The organism is Paenibacillus jilunlii (assembly GCF_900102965.1).
Taxonomy (GTDB): Bacteria; Bacillota; Bacilli; order Paenibacillales; family Paenibacillaceae; genus Paenibacillus_AQ; species Paenibacillus_AQ jilunlii.
The window spans coordinates 76,000-81,999 of sequence record NZ_FNGM01000026.1 but is presented as its reverse complement, the minus strand read 5'-3'; the positions used below and the strand labels follow the sequence as shown (position 1 = coordinate 81,999).

The following is a 6,000-nucleotide window of genomic DNA, read 5'->3' as shown; positions in this document are numbered from 1 at the left end:
CAAAACTAAACGGCCTTAGTCCCATTGAATTCAGGACCAAGGCCGCTTAAAATACTTTTATTTTTTGTACTGTCTACTTGACGGGGTGCAGTTCATTTTCCGCAGATAAGTGGAAAAAGGGTAACTAATCTAGCTCATCTCACTCCTGGTAAGGGAATATAAGTAAATTAAGATCCATTTTTCCACTTAAATCTAACTATTGTTGATTTTGTGGAGAATTAAGTTCCCTTTTTCCAACTAGCGCCTGCAAAGAGCTCGGTGAACGGGGACCGACTATTCCCTCAACTATATAGTTTTCAAGATACGGGCAAATAGGCCTTCCCCAGCTCCAACCACGGCATATCCTGCCCTTGTTTCCAGGCCAACCGGCCTGTGGGCACGAGGAGTCTACTTCACGTTCGATCTTCGGCTCATGAGGACAGGAAATCCGTTATTTGGGAAGGGTTTCTCCATTCCACAGGACAACCACACGGTTTGGTATTGCATAATTTCCTATACAATAAAAAAACCGGGACGCCGCAGTTACCTGCTTATCCCATCTCTTGTATCAAAGATAACCTCAGTTTTGTCTAATTAATGTTTTATAATTCCAATATCCCTGCTTTTGGCGTTACACAGAATGCCGCGGCCAAATCGGCCAGCTGCCGGTCCGTGATCTTCTGCTTGATTTCTCTGCCGCCGATCAGGTTGTAGACAATTGCAGCTTTTTCAATCGTTTCCACCAGGCCAAAAGTGGCATCCATCGTTGCACCGGTGACAAAAATGCCATGCTGCGGCCAGATTACTACGCGGTAATCCTTCATTTTGTCGGCTGTCGCCCGGCCGATTTCACTGCTCCCCGGAACCATCCAAGGAATGACGCTGACACCATCCGGGAAGACGACCAGGCACTCGGTGCACATTTGCCACAGGGTTTTGGTGAATTTTAGCTCATCCAGATCATGGGTAAATGTCATGGCGATGACATTCGTAGCATGGGTATGCAGCACAATGCGGTGTGACGGGTCTACCTTCAGCCGTTCAATGTGGCTCATAAAATGTGAAGGCAGCTCGCTCGTCGGCACTGCGCCGTTCCGCAGACCCCACAGCACTTCCACGCTCTCGCCGCTGCCGCTGACACGCAGCACGCCGAGATTCGCTTCCGGATCTTTGATCACATTGCGGAAGTATTTGCCCGAACCTGTGACTATGAAATATTTGCCGGCCAGCTCCTGAACCGGAAACGTGAGCTTAATCGTCCGCAGCGGCTCCCGGATGTTGATATACCGGGCCACCTCCTCCTCATCCAGCAAGCAGCTCACATTGCCGCCGTTCAGCTCATCCCAGCCCAGTGACCACATGTGGCGGGTGATTTCCGACATCTCCTGGATAAACGGAGCTTCTTCGCTTGCGATATACCCTTTGGATTCAATTACGGATGTGCTCATATGTGTTCTCTCCTTATATGCATGGCTAAATAAGTTGAACATTAAATTTCCATGTCAGTTTTTGGTCTCTTAAATGCGTTCGTTCCCGGCAGCCCTTATCTTGCAGTCAGCACTTCCTGTTCATAACGCTTCACTTCAGCCAACCACTGCTCACGGACAGGTGTGTTCTGCGAAGCACAGTAATAATCCCAGACGGCACCGAACGGATAGGACTTGAATTCCTCGGCCAGGGTTAGACGGGAGGTGTAATCTCCAGCCAGCTCAACCGCCTTCAGCTCTGCCACCGGCTCCAGCATGGCCCGCAGCAGTGCCTTAATGGTATTGCGTGTGCCGATGACCCATGCGGCGATGTGATTGATGCTGCCGTCAAAAAAGTCCAGGCCGATATTCGTGCGGCCCAGCAAATCTCCACGGACAAGCTCGCGGGCGATTTCGAGCAGCTCGTCATCCATGGTGACGACATGGTCGCTGTCCCAGCGGACCGGCCGGCTGACATGCAGCAGCAGCTGTTCACTGAACATCAGAATGGAGGACAGTTTATTGGAAATGACTTCGGTCGGATGGAAATGTCCGGCATCCAGGCAGATCGCCTTGCCCCGGGTCAGCCCATAGCCCATATAGAATTCATGAGATCCAACAACATAACTCTCAGAACCGATTCCGAACAGCTTGCTCTCTACCGCATCAATGTTGAACTTCGGATCAATCTCCTCACTGAACACTTCATCCAGCGATTCCTTCAGGCGCATGCGCGGAGCCAGCCGGTCCACCGGGGTATCCTTATAGCCGTCCGGCACCCAGAAATTCGTCACGCAGGGCTGCCCCAGCTCGCGGCCAAAATATTCAGCAATCCGGCGCGAAGCCTTGCAGTGCCGAATCCAGAAGCTGCGGATTTCCTCGTCTGCATGGCTTAAGGTAAAGCCGTCTGCCGCTTTGGGATGAGAGAAGCAGGTTGGATTGAAATCCAGACCCAGCCCCTGTTCCTTGGCCCACTCGACCCAAGGCGCAAAATGGCGAGGCTCCAGCTCATCCAGATCTACCTGTTCATCCGTGTCGGCATAGATGGCATGCAAGTTCACCTTGTGTTTCCCCGGAATCAGCGACAAGGCCTTCTCCAAATCCTTGCGCAGCTCATCCGGCGTACCGGCACGCCCAGGGTAGCTGCCGGTTACTGCGATACCCCCGCTTAGCTCCTTATCTTTAAATAGAAACCCTTTGACATCATCGCCCTGCCAGCAGTGCAGTGAAATTTTGATCTGAGCCAGCTTCTCCAACACTTCATCCACATGGATTCCATGCGCTGCATATAATTTCTTGGCTTCGCCATAACTATTGATGATGCTCTGATCCATGCTGCAACCTCCTAAAAGTTTTGTGAGCATCCGCTCCCTGAATTGTCTACGTTCAAAACCCGCTTCGAAAGCATACACTTAGTTTTGTGAGCATCTGCTCCATGAATTGTCTTACGTTCAAAACTCGCTTCGAAAGCATACACTTAGTTTTGTGAGCATCTGCTCCTTGAATGGTCTACGTTCAAAACCCGCTTCGAAAGCATCCATTTAGTTTTGTGAAGATCAGCATCTTAATGGATATTCTGGGCATGAAGGGCCTTCCAGCGGTCCAGCAGCTCTTCCAGCTGTGGAACGGGACGCGGGGTATAAGCGGCAATGGGAAAAGAGTTCCCGATAATCTCCCTGGCTTCGGCAATATTGTCTACACTGCCTTGGTGAATCAGCTGAACCGCGAGATTGCCCAGTGCCGTCGACTCCGTGGGTCCGGCCAGCACCTCTCTGCCGGCCACATCGGCAGTCAATTGGCATAGCAGTGTGTTATTCGCCCCGCCGCCGACGATTTGCAGCACCTCCACCTTTGTTCCCGTAAGCTCCTCCAGCTCATGCAGATAACTCCGGTAGGACAAGGCCAGACTGTCAAATATACAGCGGGCGAGTTGTCCAGGCGTCAGCGGGATAGGCTGCCCGCTCTCCGCGCAGGCGGAGCGGATTTCCTCCATCATGTTCCCCGGATTGAGGAAACGCGGTGCGTTACACGGGATCAGACTGCGAAAGCCTTCGGCTTCTCCGGCCAGCCGGGCCAGCTCGGCGAAGCTGCAGCGTTCGCCGTCCAGCCTGCGCACCTCCTGGATCAGCCAGAGGCCCATGATATTCTTGAGGAACCGGTAGGTACCGAAGGCTCCCCATTCGTTAGTATAATTCGCTGCCATCGCCTGCGGACTGTTAATCGGCTGGTTAAGCTCCACACCCAGCAGCGACCAGGTGCCGCTGCTGATGTAAGCTGCAGACCGGCCCTTTTGCACGGGTACACCAAGCACCGCAGAGGCGGTGTCATGCGTGGCAGCACAGATCAGTTTGCAACGTGGCAGATCATATTGACTGACAAGTGACTCTGCGATGAACCCAAGGCTCTCTCCAGGCGCAGTCAGTGCGGCAAACTGCTCTCTTCGCAATTGAAGAAGCGACAGCAGCTCGGAGTCGAAGTCGCCAGTCTGCAAATTCAGCAGTTGGGTGGTAGAGGCATTCGTGACCTCATTGATCTTCCGTCCGCCTAATCTATAGTAGAGATAATCCGGCACCAGCAGAATTTGCTCCGCTTGGGCCAGTTCTTTGCGGTCATGGGCATATAATTGATATAAGGTATTAAAGCTTAATTGCTGAATCCCTGTTTTGGCATATACAGTCTCCGGCGGAATGAGCGCGGCCACTTCCTCCATGACGCCCTCTGTACGGCGATCACGGTAGGCATATACCTCCTGGATGCGGCTTCCTGCCGCATCCAGGAGCACATAATCCACCGCCCAGGTATCGATGCCTAACGTGCACTCCGGAATGCCATGTGCTTTGGCTTTCTGGAGACCAACGATAATCTGATCAAATAAATAATCAATATCCCAGAAGCAGGAGCCATCACGTTCTGTGAAGCCATTGCTGAAGCGGTGAATTTCCTCTAGGCTGAGTTTCCCCTCCTGAAGTGTTCCAACCACCAGCCTGCCGCTGGAGGCGCCGATATCGACGGCGATATGTTTGTTCATAAAAGCTCTCCTTACATAGAGGTTGTACTAGAGAATTTTGCGGAAGAGGGCAATCACTTCTTCTTTGGTTGGAATGAACGGATTGCCGGGGGCACAAGCGTCCTTCATCGAGTTCTCTGCAAGCAGGTCAAGATCGACCTCTTCTACACCAAGCTCAGACAATTTGGACGGGATGCCGACTTCCTTGGAAAGTGCTTTGATCGATTCAATAACGAAATCCGCACATTCCTGATCGCTTTTGACTTCAACCTGGAGGCCGATAGCCTTGGCAATCTTTCTGAATTTTTCCGGCACATGCTTCGCGTTTTCCTCTTCCACATAAGGCAGCAGCATCGCATTGCACACACCATGCGGCAGATCATATACGCCGCCAAGCTGGTGCGCCATCGCATGTACATAGCCAAGTCCGGCATTGTTGAACGCCATTCCGCCGAGGAAAATCGCATACACCATTTGCTCCCGGGCCTCAATATCATGGCCGTTTTTCACCGTCCGGGCCAGATTGGCGAAGATCAGCTCTACCGCAGCGAGCGCGGTAGCATCGGTCACCGGGTAAGCTCCAGGAGTAACCAGGGCTTCGATGGCATGGGTCAGCGCATCCATTCCGGTTGCCGCTGTAAGTGCGGCCGGTTTGTCAATCATCAGCTCGGGATCATTGACCGAAATGGTGGCGATGCTGTTTTTATCAACCATAACCATCTTCACTTTGCGTTCTTCATCTGTGATGACATAGTTGATGGTGACTTCGGCAGAGGTGCCTGCAGTAGTATTGACCGCTACAATCGGCAGTGATTTGTTTTTGGATTTATGCACGCCTTCATAGTCCTTGATATGCCCGCCGTTCGTGGCGATAATCCCGATGGCCTTTGCTGTATCCTGCGGCGAGCCGCCACCGATGGAGATCAGATAATCACAGCCCTGCGAATTCAGGAAAGCTGCGCCGTCATGGACATTTTTACAGGTAGGGTTCGGTTTGACTTCATCATACAGGGCATATTGAATTCCCGCTTCATCCAGTACTGCCAGCAGTTTGCCGGCAATGCCGCTCTTGACCAGAAATTTGTCAGTCACCACAAGCGCCTTCTTCAGCTTCAATTCCTGAATGTAGGGACCAATTTCCTTCAGACAGCCTTTTCCCATAATGTTGGTGGACGGAACATAATAGACATGAGTACTCATTGATTGACCAGCCTCCCAGGCAATTTGTTAAAATGATGAACCGTTCATTAATGTTCTTCTTCGCAAGCTGGAAGCTCTATGCGGCTGCGGCACCTCAGGCTGGCCACTGAGTACAAAACAGCCGACCAACACTGGCACCTCTCAAAGGTATCGCTTACAAACAAAGCATTAACACCCTCATCGTATCCCCGCAAATCTTTGTTGTCAACAAATAAAATATTAATTATGTTGTTTTTATTTGTTTAATGTCTGTTTCACAAAGAAACATCTATGTATTATCTGTGGTTTTCATATATTTTCTTGCAAAACACAGATATTTAGGTCTATAGTAATTCCATATAGCTCCGG

The 6,000-nt window shown here is 51.2% G+C and carries 4 protein-coding genes; all 4 read right to left on the bottom strand.

What is annotated here, in order from left to right; genetic code table 11:
- Positions 1 to 581: 581 nt before the first annotated feature.
- The 4 genes from rhaD to BLQ82_RS28305 all read right to left on the bottom strand — a co-directional run bounded on the left by rhaD (position 582) and on the right by BLQ82_RS28305 (position 5,652).
- Complete coding sequence (rhaD, locus tag BLQ82_RS28320) at positions 582 to 1,427, bottom strand: rhamnulose-1-phosphate aldolase (protein ID WP_062518943.1); 846 nt, start codon at positions 1,425 to 1,427, stop codon at positions 582 to 584.
- Positions 1,428 to 1,522: 95 nt separating this feature from the next.
- Positions 1,523 to 2,779, bottom strand: coding sequence for an L-rhamnose isomerase (rhaA, locus tag BLQ82_RS28315; protein WP_062518945.1), 1,257 nt, complete (start codon positions 2,777 to 2,779; stop codon positions 1,523 to 1,525).
- Between the two features lie 230 nt (positions 2,780 to 3,009).
- Positions 3,010 to 4,473 carry a rhamnulokinase gene (gene rhaB, locus BLQ82_RS28310; RefSeq protein ID WP_062518947.1) on the bottom strand — a complete coding sequence of 488 codons (1,464 nt, stop codon included), beginning with the start codon at positions 4,471 to 4,473 and terminating at the stop codon, positions 3,010 to 3,012.
- Between the two features lie 27 nt (positions 4,474 to 4,500).
- Entirely contained in the window at positions 4,501 to 5,652 is a 1,152-nt protein-coding gene (locus tag BLQ82_RS28305) for an iron-containing alcohol dehydrogenase (RefSeq protein WP_062518949.1), read from the bottom strand.
- Positions 5,653 to 6,000 lie beyond the last annotated feature (348 nt).